Source organism: Variovorax sp. 01T432, assembly GCF_056398605.1.
In genome coordinates, this window is the sequence record NZ_JBFTPS010000142.1 from 1 (window position 1) to 977 (window position 977).

Here is a 977-nt window from a genome sequence, read left to right on the forward strand (position 1 = left end):
TTATCCATTTGAACCCAGTCATTGAACGGGTTCGCGTTGGATTGGATTCCAGGGCGACGAGTCCGCTTGTCAGGGCGTCCTCGACTGCATCGAGGTTGGCGAAGACGTGGTTGGCGAAGCAATCCTCGCGCAGCGACTCCCACAGGTGCTCGGCGGGGTTCAGCTCCGGGCTGTACGGGGGCAGGAAGATCAAGCGCATGTTCTGCGGCACGGCGAGGTCACCGGCGATGTGCCAGCCGGCTTGATCCATGACCATCACGATGAATTCCGCGGCGTGGCGCTGCGCCACCTCGGCCAGGAATAGCGACATGGTCTCGGCGTTCACCCACGGCAGCACGAGGCTGTCCATGACGCCGTCGTGCGGGCTGACGGCACTGAAGGCGTAGATGTACTTGCGCTCCAGGCGCGCGCCGACGACAGGTCGCATGCGGTGCGGCGCCCAGCAGCGACGCGGTGTGCCCAGCAATCCGAACCGCCCCTCGTCTTGGAACATCAGCCGCACCGCGCGACCCTGTTCAGCCTGGCGCACGACCTCTTGGCGTACCTGGCGGCGGAGTTTTTTTAAAGGCGGCCTGTGCCGCGACGTCAGCCTTGGGATGCCGGGGCCTGGGCACGACCTTGCGCCAACCGTGACGGTCAAGCAGCCGGTAGATCGTCGAGGGCGCCACCGCCTTGCCGAGTTGCTTGTGGTAGGCCTGCTGAATCTCAGCCACCGTCAACATCCCGCCTGCCTGTGCGCGCTCGACGAAGGGTGCCAGCAGCTCCTGCTCCTGTTCGGCGCTCAAATGCTGGTGGTGCCTGCCACCGCGGCCTCGAAGATCGAAGATGGCATCACCCTCCTTGGCCCATCGAGAGTGCAGAACATGCACGGTGGCCGTTGACCAGCCCAGCAACTGCGCAATCTGTGCGGCCGAGCTGCCCAGTGTGGCCCTGATCAGCACGCACTGAATGCGCTGATATTGCGCATGGCTGTCAGC

At 64.5% G+C, this 977-nt stretch carries 2 protein-coding genes; both read right to left on the reverse strand.

The features are described from left to right. Positions 1-598, reverse strand: a 598-nt coding sequence (locus tag AC1DNF_RS35670) for an IS630 family transposase (protein ID WP_478153650.1), incomplete at its 3' end; no start/stop codon positions are given. After that, a partial coding sequence (locus AC1DNF_RS35675) for a winged helix-turn-helix domain-containing protein (RefSeq protein ID WP_478153648.1) occupies positions 516-977 on the reverse strand: 462 nt, incomplete at its 5' end. The genes AC1DNF_RS35675 and AC1DNF_RS35670, both read right to left, overlap by 83 nt.